The following is a 15012-nucleotide window of genomic DNA, read 5'->3' as shown; positions in this document are numbered from 1 at the left end:
GTGAAAATTCACATACGTTATTCGACAACATGTGCGAAATTCCTGCATGGGATAAAACAAAAACAGAGAGCCAAGCAATGACTCTCTGCTTCTACAAATCCCAGCAACCCTTAGAGAGTGGCGGGCAAGCAACCCTTTCATATCACACAAACGGCAATGCCCTTTCATGCTGTGAACGCGGGTGAATCAACCCGCGGTTATGGAAAGTAGAGCTCAAATCGGAGTAATGGATCGTAATCGGCAAGCGTGTCTTCAGCATGGAATGAATATGCATAAACGATAGCTTATATACATCAGAAACAATCTCATGAACAGACAGACCATTCGTTTTTTGCACAATTTTTACAAGTTGAGCCATGCCTACAGACTCTCTCGGATCTGTCGCACATAAATACGCCGTGTTTCCTTTTGAATAGTATATTCCTTGCTTTGTCACCCATTTTTTATTTGAATAAATAGCCATTCTTCTTCGCGGTTTTTTTATGATTTCTACAAAATCAAAAGGAATTTGAAATGATCGCAAATAAGCTTGCAAAAAATCTAGATCCTCCCGCCAAATACCATCGCGGTGAAAAGTAATATGCCGCGGCTTTGCTCCATAGATTTGTTCATAGCTGTATATGCTTTCATTCACAATCTCTTCCATTGTAGAATTGGCGATGGTTTCCCCCGCTTCCGCTGTAGCCACTGATTTTTGTTTAATGATTTTCCCATCGCGTCCAATAACTTGAATGATCCCAGAGGCATGCTTTCCGTGTTCATGGCTGACATCCAAGCCAATGAAACAGTCCGAATGCATAGGACTAGCCAAAATCCAAGGCTGAATTCCTGCCTTGGCATAAATACCCAGCAAAATATTATAGTAGTGAAAGATATTATTTTCCGTAACTAAAGAAGAAGTGAACCCAACAAATTGTGTCATTAAGTCTTCTTTTCCGCCAAATTCTTTTTTAATCGTAACGTAGGCGCGATCAATATTTTCTTCTGTTCCAATGACCACTACTACTGTTCCGCGGAACTGGTCAGTAATGGATTTCAAATGATACGACAAGTTATCTTGCTTAAAAAAGTCTTTTGGCAATTGACCGTATAGTTGGCGAGGCTGATCGGAAATATTAAGCTTTACTCCAAGCGCTTCAGACATTGATTCTAGCTTTTTTACAAAACATCCCACTTCTTTTCGCTTTTGTGGGTCATAGTTCAGCTCTGGATCGACGAAATAGCTGACGGCTACATTGCTCGGTTCATACACTCCCGACTGCTTAAGCCCTCTATAAATCTCATTTGTTTTATATCCTTGTCCAAACTCCATTATCGGGGAATCCAACTCATTAACATCATAGCCTAGGTTAACCGCCCGCACATTTTCTTTTTGGAACGTCAACACTTGTTGTTGCCTAAGCAAGCGGAACGTTTCTGTATAAAGCTTAAACATTTTTTCATGCGGTGACAGCTTAATCAGGCGATTGACTTTCTTCGTCATCGATGGCGGCAATTGCTCGTATGAACAAGTTAATTTTAGCAAATGGGGCAAATATGGAAGAAGATGACCGTCTCTGTTTTTTACATGTACGACCGGTGTTTTTTCATGAACTCCTTTTAGCTTCCATCGCTCATTTTTTTCCAAATAATAATCAATAACACTTTGTTGGAGAAACGGACTTTTTTGCCCGGCTGTATAGTCAGCCATCCCCACAAAAGTGTAATAGTATGCTCGTCTATTAAATGGATCGACAACCTCCATTCCTTCTTTGAGAAGCGATGGATCATTATTGATCACATCTTGCAATGTTTTTCGATATTCAAAACGGTGCTGATAATCAAAACCGACGAAAATATCTCCATTTTCTTCGACTGAAAAGGAAATATAGATCGCCGGATGAATGCTAATTTCACCGACATGCATTGATTGTTCATTGGCTAAACGGAATAAGTCGTTATCCATCTTATAGCTGCTTTTACAACGATTCTCTAATTCTTTCTTTAATAATCTTTCCAAAATTGTTCTTTCCATAGGTAAAGAACATTGAATGGGCCGATGTTCGTGCTGAATATAACGATGATCTCCCCAATGACAAATCTCTTCAAACGATGCTATATACTGTCCGTGCGCCACCACCGTTATGTACGAATTTAGCTTTCTCAGTTCATAAGCGATCGAATGGGCATAAGAATATTTTTCGTGCGGATTAGATAAAGGAACCGTATAAAGATGAATGGCAATATCCGACGCTTTTTCATCCGCTTTACATTCAGAAAAATAATAATGGTTCACAATCTCACCGCCTTTCCAAATCGATCCATTCTATATTATATCACCCGTGGTGCTAGTTGAGCTTTAGCGCTCAACTAGCCCAAGTGTAACCAGGGAATAAGCTAACAATATACCGTCTAGTGCCACTTCAAATCCGATAATCGAATTGGCTCGGATCCCCGTGATGCGATAGTGGTCAACCAGAACCGAGAACACCGTCTCGATCACTTTGCGTTTTTGTTGGATCCATTTCTCCCATGTCTCAGATGCACGATGTTTCTGGTTTTTTCGAGACGGAGTCCAAAGCGCCATTTGGTATTCTTCGTACAGCCTTTTTTGCAAGTCACGGCTAATGAATCCTTTGTCCCCAAAGTTATACGGGTGGGGAATTTGGGTCATCACGCTTTCGGCTGCGATTCGATCGTGGCAAGATGCTTCCGTCACCACATACCCCATTGGCAGCCCTTGATCGGTCACTTGAAGGTGCAGCTTCAACCCGTAGTACCATTGCTTTTTGGAAGCGCAATACCCGATGTCGGCGATCTCTTGAAACCGTTTAACGCGATGCATTCTTGCCGTATGGCACAACGGGAGCGGCAAGCTGTCCACGACGGCATAGGCATGATGTTGGCCGCGTTTTGCTCACGACGGCGATCCATTTGATAGCGAAGCCAAGCGCCCGGCAACGGCGGTTGTATCGGGAGCGTTCAAGAAACGAGCCGTTTGTGAACAAATTTCCCGTGACAAAACGATGCCATGCCCGTTCGGATGTAAAACCGAGCAGCTTTCCTAAAAGATGAATGGCGATGATGACAGCGTCCTCTTGCTTGACCAAATGGCGATTTCGACGATGAAGATGCACCTGAATGCATGAAAGTTGAGCAGAAACAAAAACGAAAATGGCGGCATATTGCTTTTGAATCTTGGCTCGATCTGTAGTAAAATGAAAGTGCTCTTGCATGGGGATTCTCCTTTCGAATGGCAGGTCGCACTTTCATTCTACAGGAGATCCGCCAGCAAGGGCTATTTTTATGCTTGCTCAAGTTTATCTAGCACCACGGGTTATACTATATTTAACCAAAAAAATATCGCACCTAGCCACAAAATCAAAAACAGAAGCTCACTGGCTGTCAAGGCCGATTATTTTTTCCCCAAAATCGCCGGTTTAAAATTCCCCAGAAGGACCTTTCATTGATCCTTCTGTTTTTCTTCTTGGAGCCTCTTTTCCCGTAATCGATAGCTTTCCCCCTTTAGGTTGAAAATGATGGAATGATGCAGTAATCGATCTAACATCGCTGTCGCCAAAACCGAGTCTCCCACGATTTCTCCCCATTCCCCAAAGCTTTTGTTGGAGGTGAGGATAATCGGGGCATGCTCGTACCGCCGGGCGATCACTTGAAATAAGTAATGAGCGCTGTTCGGGTCCAGTTTTAGATACCCCATTTCATCAATAATGAGAACGGTTGGCTTCACAAAGACACGAAGCTTTTTCTCCAACTTTCCTTCCTGGTCGGCTCTTCTTAACTGATTGACCAAATCGTGAGCGGTAATAAAATACGTTTTATATCCTCTTGCGATCGCCTCCATTCCAATCGAAATTGCCAGATGTGTCTTCCCAATACCCGGTGGACCGAGAAAGAGGATATTTTCTTTCCGGTCAATAAAGGACAACGTAAGCAGTTCTCGAATCCGGCGCTCATCCACCGAAGGCTGCGCGGTAAAATCAAACGTATCGATCGTCTTGCGATACGGCAGTTTGGACAGCTTGATGAGCGTTTGGATCGATCGTGCCTGTTTTTCGACGATTTCTGCCTCTAATAAGCGGAATAAAAACTCTGAATATGATATATTATGAGTAGAGGCGTATTCTGCCATGGCGGACCATCGCTCCGCCATGACAGGCAAATGGAGTTGGTGGCAATACTCGTGTATTCGTTCTTTCATGAGCTTTCCCCTCGCAGGAATGCGTCATAAACGGACAATGGACGAGTATCCACTTCCACCGAAATAGGCGAAATGGTGGCGGCCATTTCCGTCTGTTTCTTTTTTATTTTTTCGGCGAATGAAATCACTTTTTTCTGTTGGTCCACGTGAGAAATCTCCTCCCCTCGAAAGTACAATCGAATATCTCCATTTAATCGCTCCTTCACCAGAATTTCTTTGCCCGCATACTCCGCCGATAAGAGCCATTGTTCCCCTTTGTAGGAGAAACTGCCATCCCAATGCACCTTCCGATAGGAAAGATAGCTCGTATCGTAATCTTTCAACGGAAGAGGCTTGAGTGACTCCTCGGCCCAACGCTCTTGCGGAGAAATACCGGTAGTGGCGTTTGGCTTCCGATTCGCCACTTGATCGAGCCAACGATGGAGAAGGAAATTTAATTCCTCGATGCTTTCAAACGCTGTCCCCACATAGAAGTGATCCATGATATACTGAATGGCTCGTTCGACTTTTCCCTTTGTCTGGGCCCGGTAAGGCCGGCATACTTTTGGAATAAATCCATAGTAACTCGCAAATTCGGAAAATCGTTGATTCCATTTCACCACTCCTTGTTCTCGCCCGTCTGTAACGGTCTTCATATTGTCAAATAACACCTTCTTCGGAACCCCGCCAAAGTACTTGAAGCTCTGAATCAGGCATTCCATTAAGTGTTCCTGATCCTGGCTGGTCGTAAATACCGCGTATTTCATCCGCGAATAGCCTAACGTGGCCACAAATAGCGATAACTTGACTTTTTTCCCTTCGATCACGACCTCCCCAACTTCTTTCCAATCGACTTGCATTTGTTCGCCAGGAAGCGTTTCATAACGAACGGTGTATTTCTTTTTCGCCGTCTCTCGGAAAGGTTTCATATAGTCTTTTAAAATCGTCTTTCCTCCCGTATAGCCCTGTTGTCGAATTTCAAAAAACAACTTTTCGCTATTAAACACCCCATCTTCTAACATTCGTTTTTGAAGATACGGCTTAAATGGATCTAACTTGCTTTTTCTTTGTTTTCGCTTGGATTTGGAAGGAGGATTGGGGGAGTGAATATATTTTCGGACGGTTTTCCGATCGATCCCCAATTCCCTCGCAATATCGGAAATACTCATTCCCCTTTCATACATCTCTTTGATCATAAAAAATTCCCCTCTCGTAATCATGAACCATAGCTCCTCTCGTTGACACTATGTGTAAACTAGCACATTATTTCAGAATCCCTTTTTCAAATTATTTCAGGCGGATTCGGAAATAATGTGCAAAATTTTTGCGGATTGTTCCGGATTTTGCACATTCTTTCGGAACGTTTGCACGCTCTTTCAGATGAAGATTTCCAGCGCGCCTGATGGACCTATGGAAAAGAGAAAGCACAAAAGAGGCCGATTCGGCCCCTTTCGTGCTAATACCCCATTTCCTCTGCGGCCATGCGCACCACTTCTTCGTCAATGGCGTCCTTTTTCAGCTGATACCCGTATAACAGGCACGTCGTGGCCAACGTGTTGATCACCCGAGGCCATCCCCGCGACTGCAGGGCAATCGCCTCTAACGCCGATGGGGTGAAGATCGGATGCTTCGCCCCGGCCTGTTTCATCCGATGTTCGATGTAGCCCGCCACCTCTTCCTTCTCCAGCGGCCCCATCCGGTATCGCATGATGATCCGCTGGTCGAGAGGGCGGTGCTGATTGAGCCGCAGCTTCCCCTGTAAATGGGGCAGCCCGGCCAAAATCAAGACAAATGGGTTGGTCGAATCCATCTCAAAGTTGAACAAGATCGCGATGTCCTGTAAAAATGCATCCTTCGCTAAATGCATCTCATCCAAAATGAACACCGGCGTGATCCGCCGTTCATGATACAATCGCTCGATCGCCTGCTGGATTTGGCGGAAGAGGTCTACCTTGCGGTACTTCGGTTCCTCTCCTAATCCCAAGGCCAGTCCACGGTAAAAATCCATCACGCCTCCGGTGGATAACGGAAAGTAGACGACATGATACAATGATGGATTCAATGACTCTTTCAGCGCCCGAAGGGCGAACGTCTTGCCCGCCCCCGGCTCTCCGATCAACAGCCCGATCCCCCGGGTTCGTTTCACGTACTCCAGCGCCCGCAACGCTTCCTGAAATGACGCCCCTTGATACGCCTCGGACGGGTCTGTTTCTTTCGCAAACGGCTCCCGCGAAAGGGAGTAAAACGATTTATACACTGTGTTCTCCCTCCTTCGCCGGAATCGCCGCAAACGGGGACCGATGGCGTTTTACATAGGCATTGTCCTCCAAACGCACCCGAATGGCTTCCGCCACCCGTTTGCCCTCTTCGTACACATAGACGCCTCGTTCGTCATAGCGGAGCTCAATCGATTGCCCAATGAACCGAGGCGGCACTTCGTATAGCTGTTTATTCAGGGTGATTGTGCCATCGGCTTTCACCTTGCGGTGCTCCCGTTTCAGAAAAATCGCATCCAGCCAATCGCCATCTTCGATGAACGACACGAGATGCACTTGCGATTGAAACACCTCATGCGGCGTTTTTCCGTCCAGTGAGGCGTGCGGTTTTCGATGATACTCCTCTTCAAGCCACTTCCAAAAACGCTCGTTCAACTCGTCAAGCGATTTCGGCGGATTCAGCTCCAACAGTGGATAAAACCGTGTCTGTACGGTGCGGAAGAACCGTTCGATTTTTCCCTTGCTTTGCGGGTCATACGGCTGGGTGTGGATGAGCGTAATTCCCATCTCGGCGCACGCATACTGCAGCACCTCGGACCGATAAATTTTCCCGTTGTCCGAGTAAATGCGTTTCGGCTTCCCGCAACGAAGCACCGCTTCCTTCGTGACGATCCGCAGCCCGTCAAACTTCTCCGAAGGGAAAAATTGGGCATATGGCACTAACCGCGAGCAGTCATCGATATACGCGATCAAAAACGTTTTCTGGGCTTTCCCATGGACGCGAATCGTGGGTCCATGGGATAAGTCCCCTTGCCATAGCTCATTGATCTGGTCATACGCAAAACGCTTTCGCTCCGGCATCGGCAAGATTTCTTTTCCCACCAGGTTGTGTTTTTTCAACAATCGGTATATAGTAAAGTAAGAGGTATGATTTTCTGGGATTTCCCCCTGCTCGATCAGGTGTTCGTAGAACACCGTCACGGGCATGGTGGGATGTTCTTTTCTTAGGGCTAAAATATGATCCTCATCATCGGGCGACAGACGCCTTGAGTGGCCGCGGTCCGAACGGCGCTTCGGCTTTAAGGCGTCAAAGCCCCCTTTTTTGTATCGGGTGCACCAATCGAGGATCGTCTTGGCTGCGATTCGTTTGTCTCCCTGGTGGGGAACATGGTGCACTCGCTCGCTCACCTCTTTCAGATACGTCTTCGGTTCCACCTGCCCATTCACCAACGGAGCGATTAGCCCGTACCGAAACAGGGCAATGTCGTGTCTCATCGACTCATTCATTCAAATCTCCTCCTTGTCTCACTTGGAATCAGGACCGTTCCGGTCCGTCTGCCCTTATCGTACCGAATTGCTTTTTCTCCGTCGATAGGAAAGGTTTGTGGGAACCGAAACTATTTCCAATTTAGGGTATGTATGTAAAATCAGGATCCCATTTAATTCGCAAAAGGGTGTCGGAATCCGCCCTCCCACATCTCTCTGATGGCCGAATCAAGACCGTGTTCCTCTAACGTCTGGATCCACCAAGAAGCCCGTTCCTTTTCTTTTTTCACGATAGGGCCTATGATCCTCCACCGCCTCGCAAAAAAGCTGTGAAGGCTTGATAGGTTTCGGTAGAACCGTCGGACATAAAAGATGATGCCGTCCTTTGTCGGGAGAAACGGAGCCTGGTTCGTCCTTTCGGTCAATCCCAACTGCTCTTTCACGACTTGCCATATGGCGGACAACGTATACTGAAAATACGGGAGGAGAAAGGAAGGCAGCACACTCACCGTCTTCAAGCATTCCCGACAGCGATACCGGACAATCCAAATGCGATAATCACCATGTGGGGTCAATGCGTTTCGCTCATAGTAACCGTGGCGGTGCAACGGGCGCTTGGCCCGGCAATGCGGACACTTTTTCAGAAGAGGGAAGTCGTTTTCTTTTCCACGCTCTGCATACGTTTGGACGTCAATGCCAAAGTCATGAAATTGGATCACGTCCTCCTCCCCCTCCTATGAACCGATGGATTTTCTCTTCCGAAATAATTCACAAAAAATTTAGCACATTCTTTCAGAAAAGGGGAGAGGGCTTTCTGAAGGAATGTGCAAAAAAATGTCTCTTTTGTTCCGAAATAAAGTGATAATTTACAACTATGGTTCTATTGTAAGTGGGGAATTTTATTCCGGCTATATTGGGGATTTTATCATCGGCTTTAACACTGGCTTCTGTCTTTGATGAATGATTAACCGTTTAGTCTCTTGCAATATAAACAGATTTACATTATTCTGTGATCCGACGAATTCAATATTTGTATTTAAATGAGAATTAATCGTTTATTTATTACTTCTCCATTTCGAACGAAATACATATACACACTTCCTTGAAGCTCTGCTAAATCTTCCAAATGAGACTCTGGTAATGTCATTTCCGGATTATCTGTTAGAATAATGAATCGCGGATTTCCTTGTTCATCCTCGCTCATAAAATCAACTAGAGATAAAGAAGGATACATTTTTACATGGTTACGACCGTTCGCTTGTTCATAACGTTCGACTGCTTCTTTATAATCAACGGAAAGAAGGCGGTACGATGTTTTGTCGTCAGGTAATAAGGTGAATGAAGCAATTTTTTTCGGCGGAATGATATTTATATTTCGTTCGCGTTCAATTTCCTCTAAACGGGCTTGGCGGCGTTCTTCAATGTCCACTAATTTTGCTTTCATCTGATTGATTAGTGCTGAATTCCGATTTGCATCGTTCTCTCGTCGATATTTTTCCAGTCTAAATACCGTTTCTTGATATTGATGGTCAAAAGCACGGCGAAGGAACTGTATTTTTTTATTTAATTGCGCTTCGTTAGATAAAACTAACTCTTCCCGTTTTTGCATCACCTTGTTGAGAGCATGAGCAAGCAACGTTGATTCATTTTGTTCAATGGGATGCAATGATACTAGCTCCAATGAATAACCATAAAGCCAGTAAGAGTCGATTTCTATGATTTCTCCGTTTTTCCGTCTCGCAAAGTAAACAATATCCCGGAATAATTCTCTTCCTGTGCCATCTGTTAGACCAATTTCATAGGCTTCTACCATTAATGCTTCGCGAATTGGGATTTTCGCTTCAAAAAATGGCAGCACCAACCCTTCGATTTCTTCTTTCATTAATTGCAATGATACAGCAAATAACGGATGGTCATTTTTCATCAATGCAACTTCTTCATTTGCATATTTAGCTATATCGGTAAAACGGTACGATTCTTCTTTTCCTTTTAAGCTAATATGGTGTTTTCTCGCAAATTCCCGAATAAATTTTGGCATACGATCAATGCGAAAAACATGGTTGTTTTGAGAAGAATATACCTTTACACGATGACGGCTTAACGTATTGATCGCAAATTGCGCATAAGCGCGTGCAGGGATTTTTTGCACAGCGAGATCATACTGTTCCCTCTTCATTCCTGGTAGGTATTGTCAAAAGTTTATCCTCCACACTCACGGTTTTCCCTTGAGTTTCAACGGTTGGAAGAAAAAAAGCTTGCCACCCCCGTTGTTTTCGGCCATCATTGAGGTAACGACACCCAACAGCCAAAACAAAGGAGTGACAAGCTTTGTTACCTCAATTATTAGCCTATTTGCTCGAAATAATCAAGACCCAATATCAAATCATTGTGTATTTGATGGGTGTGATCGTGGGAAAATCCTTGAATCTCGAGGACTTGGACGAACCCATCCAAAAGCCGTACCGGAAACTTCAGGTCGATGACCTTCCGATCATCGATGTGCCGGAAACCCTTGATTACCGAAAGCTGTTGGCAGACTATGAAGCCCAGCACGGACGTCCTTTACGGCCCATCCAGCGCCGCGCGAATGCGAAACACCGTGTTCCGGATTCGTTGACCTGCCCTCGCTGCCAGGCTCCCTCTTCTTACCTGTACGCCAATAACGGCGGAAAAGGGCAATACCAATGCAAAGTGTGCCAGTGCCGGTTCAACCACCGAAATCGGTTCACCAAGCAAGCGGTCTTTCGCTGCCCGCACTGCAAAAAGACGCTGGAAAAAATCAAGGAACGCAAAGAATACAACATCTATAAGTGCAAGAACAACGCTTGCCCGTTTTACCAGGCCAACCTTCGCCGGATGACGAAGAAGGAGCGCCAACAGTTTCAACAGGATCCTCAAGCCTTCAAGGTGCGGTATTTGTTTCGAGAGTTCTTGTTTGACTTTCTCCCGTTGGCTTCCTCGTCGCTCATCAAGCCGAAGGTCGATTTGTCCCGGCTGGCTGCGTCGCCGCACGTGTTGGGGCTCGTGTTGACGTACTACGTCAACTTTGGGATGTCCTCGAGGGAGACCGCCGCCGCCATGAAGGACATCCATGGCGTCTCGATCTCCCATCAGACGGTGCTCAACTACGCCAACAGCGTCGCGCTTTGGATCAAGCCCTTTGTCGACCGGTTCCCGTATGAGCTGTCCGGTTCGTTTTGCGGGGACGAGACGTATATTCGCGTCAAAGGGCGCTGGCATTACCTGTTCTTTATGTTTGACGCCGTCAAAAAGATCGTGCTGTCGTATCGCGTCTCGCCCAACCGGGACACGCTCTCGGCCATCAAGGCCATCGATGATGTCCTCAGGAAGCTAGCGTCCCTCCCAGACGACTTGTCGTTCGTCGTGGATGGCAACCCGATTTATCTGCTGGCGCAACACTTCTTCGCCCAACACGGGATTTCATTTGACGTCCGCCAAGTGATCGGGCTGACCAATGAGGATCCGGTCTCGGAAGAGTTTCGCCCTCTCAAGCAGATCATCGAGCGATTCAACCGGACCTTTAAAGGCAACTACCGCCCGACCCATGGGTTTGGTGCGGAAGAAGGCTCGGTGTCCTTTGTGACGCTGTTTGTGGCGTATTTCAACTTTCTGCGCCCACACAGCGCGCTCGAAGGCCGGGTGCCGGTCGTCATCCCGGAACTGGCGGATCTTCCGCATATGCCGGCCCGGTGGACGAAGCTGATCGCCATGGCACAAGCGTTTCTCCAACAAGAGGCGGCCTGACTTTTTTGTCCTCTGGAGCCCGTTGAACAGAACTCCTGCCGGATTCGGCGAAGCGAACCCTTGACCAACCGAACACCGCCAAAGGTAAAATTCGGTCATGGCAAGGGCGGCTTTCTTATTGCCTTCTTTTTTGTCCCCGTCGCCCTTGACGACTCTTCCGCACCTTTGGCGGGTGTTGGTCAAGGGCGAATCCGGCCCTCCGCATGCCCCACGATGCTCAATGGGATGATCTGTGTGGAGTTTTCATAGAACTTTTGACGCTACCTCCTGGTAAATCGATCGTTTCTACTGCAAGACGTTCTTCTTTTGCTATTTTTAATAGCTCCGCATATTCTTCCGCCAACACTTCGTCAATACTTTTCTTTATATCTTCTAATCGTTCTCTTTGAAGAATCGCTTGCTGCATTAATGTTGGCAAATCCGCCACTTTGTCTTCCAATCGATCACCGATAAAGTCGTATACTAAATCATGGCCTAAATCTTTTCGCATCTGTTCCATTTTCGTCATTAACGTTAATAAAACGTCCCCTTCTCGTGTATTGCCAGCCACTAAGTTAAATACAAATACTTCATTTCTCTGCCCAATGCGATGAATTCTTCCCATTCGTTGCTCCAGCTTATTTGGGTTCCAAGGAATATCATAGTTAATCATTTGATTGCAAAATTGCAAATTAATCGATTCGCCTCCAGCATCCGTCGCCAGCATAATCGGACATTCATGTTTGAATCTTTCCACTTGTTTCCGGCGTTCTTCCATCGAAAATTTTCCAATAATCTTTGCGACTTCCACTCCATGCGATCGAAGTTTCTTTTCTAAATAATACAACGTATCCGTCGACTCGGTGAAAATGAGAATTTTTTCTCCTTTTTGCAACAATCCCTCTACACCAAATAACGTCTTTTCTAACTCCATCCATTTACGTTCTACACCATGTTCGCGAAGATAACCTGAGTAAGCTATTAATTTTTTCAGCTCCTCGATTTCTAACTCTAATTCTGCTAGATCAATGGCATCCACACACGTCTCGCTTTTCATTTCGAAAATTTCTTGTTCCTCTAACGTTGCTTCTTCATACTCATCGAAAAGCACTTCTTCCGATGGAATCATTTGTTTTTGCTTCGCTTCCTCCAGCAAATTCATCAATCGATGATAACGGCGTTCCAACGACAAATGAATCGCTTCAATAGATGAACTTAATCTCCTTTGCAATAACATCATCGCAAACGCCGTACTATTATTTCCCCGATTGATGGCGCGATTAAAATGTTCTTTGACGTATTGAGTCACCGCTTCGTACAGTTTTAATTCTTGTTCTGATAAATGGTATGTAATCGTTTTTGTTGTTCGTTTTGGAAATAAAGGAGTTCCATCAAAATACTTTAAATGTTCTTTCAGTCGGCGAATAATAAACGGATTTGTTTTATCACGCAACGTTTCTTTTATACCGATGGAAGAAAAAATATCAGGGTCAATAAACCGCATTAAATGGCGAAAATTTTCGACATCTCCTTTATGAGGAGTAGCCGTTAACAATAAACAATGATCGCTATGCCGCAAGATGATTTCTCCAAGTTGATACAATTTGGTACGCTTTGTTTTCTTTTTCTTTACCCCTGATGTATATGCCGCCATTTTATGCGCTTCATCCACAATCACAAGATCAAAATCCGCTTCAATGACAAGATCCCTGACATCATCTCGCGCAGCCCAATAAAGGGACGTAATGACACAGTCATTTTCGACAAACGGATTTTTGCCGCTGTATTCGTTTAATGTCGAGCGGGTAACAATAAGGAAATCTTCATTAAACTTTTCTTTTAGTTCTTGCTGCCATTGTTTCAATACTAGCGGCGGAACGAGTATTAAAATTCGATTGGCGCTTTGTCTCGCCTTTAATTCTTGAATTAACATCCCTGCCATAATCGTCTTTCCCGCACCTGGATCATCCGCCAGTAAAAACCGCACCGAAGGCACGCGAAGCATTCTTCCATACACCGCTTCAATTTGATGTGGCAAAGGGATCAGATGCTGATTCCCTAATGCGCGCGTTTTTGAAAATCTTTTATCGACAACGAATTCAAAGTAACGTAAATAGTCTTGCAATTCTTCCGAAGAATATGTTTTTTTATTTGATGTATTGATAATTTCAATATTGGTTAATTGTTCCGGGAGAATAATGACTTGATAATATTTACTTGTATTCTTCCCATAAGCCTCCACTTGATAAAATTGATTTTGAATCATCGTACAATTTTTTATCACGAGTGTTGATTATCCAAAATTAGACATACGCCTTCCATAAATTTGGGCATACTCAAACAAAGCAGCGGCCATCCCGGATTTCCAATCGAGAGGAAGCTGCCCAGAGAAAAAACGGCGAACAAACGAAATGAAGGAAAGAGAGACGTTCGTCCGTTTTTTGGTTTGATCATACAGCCATCGCAGCAACACATACGCGATGAACGCCGCAAACAGTTGGTTGTATACCGCATTTTCCGTCGTGCCAAACAAGGTCGGGACATTCAGATATTGCTTCACCCAACGGAAAAAGATCTCAACAGTCCAACGTTGTTGGTACATGTCGGCAATGGTTTCCGCAGACGCATGGAAGAGGTTCGTCACGACCCGAATGTCGCGGCCATTCGCATCTCGAAAGATCACTACCCGGTGACGCTTGGTGGAGCGGTATTGTTTCGTTCCCAACTGGCACGTGAAGTCGGCTTGAACCGATGAAGATGCGCTCGGAAGGCGGTTCAAGCTTTTTTTCTGATGAAGTTCGATGTTGTCCTTCATCCGAATGACAAAGAGCTGATGCTGCTCCACAAATCGATCGAGGCGTTCGATTTTGAAATACGCCCGGTCTTCCACCAGCACTTGTTGAGCGTTCGTCAACTGTTCTCCCACCGGGCCATCATGACGCAGTCCGATGGTTTCCACCACGTCTGCCGGCAACGAGGATTCCGGCGAATACGCGACGTGCAGCTTCACTCCGGCGCGTTCGCCGTGATACGGAGCCCATGGGAGGCGGTTTTTCCCGACCGTGACGGTCGTCGAATCCACCACCCGAAGCGGTTTGGGAAACCGAAGCGAACGGCGGGTTTGGCGGTTGCACTTGGAAATGATCAACGCCAACAAGCGTTTCATGATGTCATAGGGAACTTCTTTCGCTTTCTTGGATACAGTTGAATAATGGAATCGCGGCAATCCATACAGAGGCCCCACATCGGCTCCGTGGCGAAAGCTTTTCCATTGATGCATGGCGGCCAGCAGGAAGAAGTGAATCAACTCGCGCAACGTAAAGGTTCGAGACGAATCACGATACCCAACCGCTTCGGCAATCAGTTGAATCTCTTCATCCGAAACAAGTTTTTGCATCAAATTCGGGAGTGTGGTATGCTTGTTCATAGAGAGCACCTCCTGGGTTTGTTTGTGTTGCTACTCACATTCTACAGGAAAGGTGCTCTTTTTTCTATACCCTTTGGATTTTATTGGATAATCAACACGCCTGATTTTTTATTTCTACTACTTCCGGCCATAAAGGCCCTTTGACAATATCCCCAACTTGTATCATATTGCTCCCCCTACGT

At 45.6% G+C, this 15012-nt stretch carries 10 protein-coding genes and 1 pseudogene; 1 reads left to right on the top strand and 10 read right to left on the bottom strand.

Annotated features, from left to right (window positions below; all coding sequences use genetic code 11):
• Positions 1 to 142: 142 nt before the first annotated feature.
• The 8 genes and pseudogenes from NSQ51_RS06850 to NSQ51_RS06815 form a co-directional block, all read right to left on the bottom strand.
• Positions 143 to 2275 carry a Piwi domain-containing protein gene (locus tag NSQ51_RS06850; RefSeq protein WP_049625402.1) on the bottom strand — a complete coding sequence of 711 codons (2133 nt, stop codon included), beginning with the start codon at positions 2273 to 2275 and terminating at the stop codon, positions 143 to 145.
• Positions 2276 to 2338: 63 nt separating this feature from the next.
• Positions 2339 to 3215, bottom strand: a pseudogene (locus NSQ51_RS06845) (IS982 family transposase).
• A 227-nt stretch (positions 3216 to 3442) separates the two neighbouring features.
• Positions 3443 to 4198 carry an IS21-like element IS5376 family helper ATPase IstB gene (gene istB, locus NSQ51_RS06840; RefSeq protein ID WP_061580738.1) on the bottom strand — a complete coding sequence of 252 codons (756 nt, stop codon included), beginning with the start codon at positions 4196 to 4198 and terminating at the stop codon, positions 3443 to 3445.
• A complete protein-coding gene (gene istA / locus NSQ51_RS06835) occupies positions 4195 to 5397 on the bottom strand; it encodes an IS21-like element IS5376 family transposase (protein WP_328062830.1) in 1203 nt (400 codons plus the stop codon). Before istA ends, istB begins: the two co-directional genes overlap by 4 nt.
• A gap of 236 nt (positions 5398 to 5633) precedes the next feature.
• Entirely contained in the window at positions 5634 to 6434 is an 801-nt protein-coding gene (locus NSQ51_RS06830; RefSeq protein WP_064213564.1) for an AAA family ATPase, read from the bottom strand.
• Positions 6427 to 7680, bottom strand: coding sequence for an IS481 family transposase (locus tag NSQ51_RS06825; protein ID WP_117219280.1), 1254 nt, complete (start codon positions 7678 to 7680; stop codon positions 6427 to 6429). Before NSQ51_RS06825 ends, NSQ51_RS06830 begins: the two co-directional genes overlap by 8 nt.
• Before the next feature lie 152 nt (positions 7681 to 7832).
• On the bottom strand, positions 7833 to 8378 hold the full coding sequence (locus NSQ51_RS06820; RefSeq protein ID WP_033011705.1) for a DUF6431 domain-containing protein: 546 nt from the start codon (positions 8376 to 8378) through the stop codon (positions 7833 to 7835).
• Positions 8379 to 8695: 317 nt separating this feature from the next.
• On the bottom strand, positions 8696 to 9835 hold the full coding sequence (locus NSQ51_RS06815; protein WP_183085392.1) for a hypothetical protein: 1140 nt from the start codon (positions 9833 to 9835) through the stop codon (positions 8696 to 8698).
• A 152-nt stretch (positions 9836 to 9987) separates the two neighbouring features.
• Here NSQ51_RS06815 and NSQ51_RS06810 point away from each other — a divergent pair, with 152 nt between their 5' ends.
• A complete protein-coding gene (locus NSQ51_RS06810; RefSeq protein ID WP_047817981.1) occupies positions 9988 to 11424 on the top strand; it encodes a DDE-type integrase/transposase/recombinase in 1437 nt (478 codons plus the stop codon).
• Between the two features lie 217 nt (positions 11425 to 11641).
• Here NSQ51_RS06810 and NSQ51_RS06805 read toward each other — a convergent pair whose 3' ends face one another.
• Both NSQ51_RS06805 and NSQ51_RS06800 read right to left on the bottom strand, forming a co-directional pair.
• Positions 11642 to 13669, bottom strand: a complete 2028-nt coding sequence (locus tag NSQ51_RS06805) for a helicase-related protein (protein ID WP_233434112.1) — start codon at positions 13667 to 13669, stop codon at positions 11642 to 11644.
• Positions 13670 to 13696: 27 nt separating this feature from the next.
• Positions 13697 to 14830, bottom strand: a complete 1134-nt coding sequence (locus NSQ51_RS06800) for an IS4 family transposase (protein WP_121678437.1) — start codon at positions 14828 to 14830, stop codon at positions 13697 to 13699.
• Positions 14831 to 15012: the final 182 nt, after the last annotated feature.

This window comes from Geobacillus sp. FSL K6-0789 (assembly GCF_038593135.1).
GTDB classification, from domain to species: domain Bacteria; phylum Bacillota; class Bacilli; order Bacillales; family Anoxybacillaceae; genus Geobacillus; species Geobacillus stearothermophilus.
This window is presented reverse-complemented; position numbering and strand designations above follow the sequence as displayed.

Excerpts from the sequence above, each read along its gene's own strand:
- NSQ51_RS06805 (WP_233434112.1), bottom strand. The coding sequence starts at position 13,669 with ATGATTCAAAATCAATTTTATCAAGTGGAGGCTTATGGGAAGAATACA.
- istB (WP_061580738.1), bottom strand. The coding sequence starts at position 4,198 with ATGAAAGAACGAATACACGAGTATTGCCACCAACTCCATTTGCCTGTC.
- NSQ51_RS06825 (WP_117219280.1), bottom strand. The coding sequence starts at position 7,680 with ATGAATGAGTCGATGAGACACGACATTGCCCTGTTTCGGTACGGGCTA.
- NSQ51_RS06815 (WP_183085392.1), bottom strand. The coding sequence starts at position 9,835 with ATGAAGAGGGAACAGTATGATCTCGCTGTGCAAAAAATCCCTGCACGC.
- istA (WP_328062830.1), bottom strand. The coding sequence starts at position 5,397 with ATGATTACGAGAGGGGAATTTTTTATGATCAAAGAGATGTATGAAAGG.
- NSQ51_RS06800 (WP_121678437.1), bottom strand. The coding sequence starts at position 14,830 with ATGAACAAGCATACCACACTCCCGAATTTGATGCAAAAACTTGTTTCG.